This window comes from Streptomyces aurantiacus (genome assembly GCF_001418335.1).
Lineage (GTDB): Bacteria > Actinomycetota > Actinomycetes > Streptomycetales > Streptomycetaceae > Streptomyces > Streptomyces aurantiacus.
In genome coordinates this window covers 1-1,049 of sequence record NZ_LIPP01000540.1, presented here as the reverse complement: position 1 = coordinate 1,049, position 1,049 = coordinate 1, and the positions used below count along the sequence as shown (strand labels likewise).

The window sequence follows — 1,049 nt, the reverse complement described above, 5'->3', positions numbered from 1 at the left end:
TCCCCGCCGTCCCCGCCGTCCTTGACGGCCGCGGCGCAGCGGTCCGCGTCCGGGTCGTTCGCGATGATCAGGTCCGGGTCCGTCTCGCGGGCCTTCGCGAAGGCCAGGTCCATCGCGCCCGGCTCCTCCGGGTTCGGGAACGCGACGGTGGGGAAGTCCGGGTCCGGGTCGGCCTGCTCGGCGACGAGGACGGGCGCGGGGAAGCCCGCCCGGGCGAACGCCGCGAGGAGGGTCTCCGTGCCGACACCGTGCAGCGCCGTGTGGACCGTGCGGGCGGTACGGGGGGAGCCGGCGGCCAGTACCGCGTCCGTGCGCTCCAGATAGGCGTCCAGGACGCCGTCGTCGAGGGTCTCCCAGCCGGAGTCCGGGCGGGGGACGTCGGCCAGGCTCCTGACCGCGGCGATCTCGGCGGCGATCTCGGCGTCCGCCGGGGAGACGATCTGGGAGCCGTCCCCGAGGTACACCTTGTAGCCGTTGTCCCGCGGCGGGTTGTGGCTGGCGGTCACCTCCACGCCCGCGACCGCGCCCAAGTGCCGTATGGCGTACGCGAGTACGGGGGTGGGGAGGGGGCGGGGGAGTACGGCGGCGCGCAGGCCCGCGCCCGTCATGACCGCGGCGGTGTCGCGGGCGAAGTCGGTGGACTTGTGGCGGGCGTCGTACCCGATGACGACGAGGCCGTCCGTGTGTCCCTTCGCCTTCAGGTACGCGGCGAGTCCTGCGGCGGCGCGGACGACCACAGAGCGGTTCATCCGCATCGGGCCCGCGCCCAGCTCGCCGCGGAGGCCGGCCGTGCCGAACTGGAGGGTGCCGCTGAAGCGTGCGGTCAGCTCCGCGGTGTCCTCGGCGTCGATGAGCTTGGCGAGTTCCTCACGGGTTTCCGCGTCGGGGTCCTCGGCGAGCCATGCCTTGGCCCGCGCGACGAGTTCGTTCTGCACGAGGGGTGACCTCTCTTCGTCGTCCGTACGTGTTTGTCTACCCCGGTTTTCTCGCCCCCGCCGCCCCTACCCATTCCCGTCAAGTCTCGGGGGCTCCGCCCCCGAACCCCCGCT

At 73.5% G+C, this 1,049-nt stretch carries 1 protein-coding gene; it reads right to left on the bottom strand.

Annotated elements, in window-relative coordinates; genetic code table 11:
* Nucleotides 1–935: phosphohexomutase domain-containing protein (locus AOK01_RS40045; protein ID WP_483855266.1), on the bottom strand; the 935-nt coding region annotated here is incomplete at its 3' end.
* Nucleotides 936–1,049 lie beyond the last annotated feature (114 nt).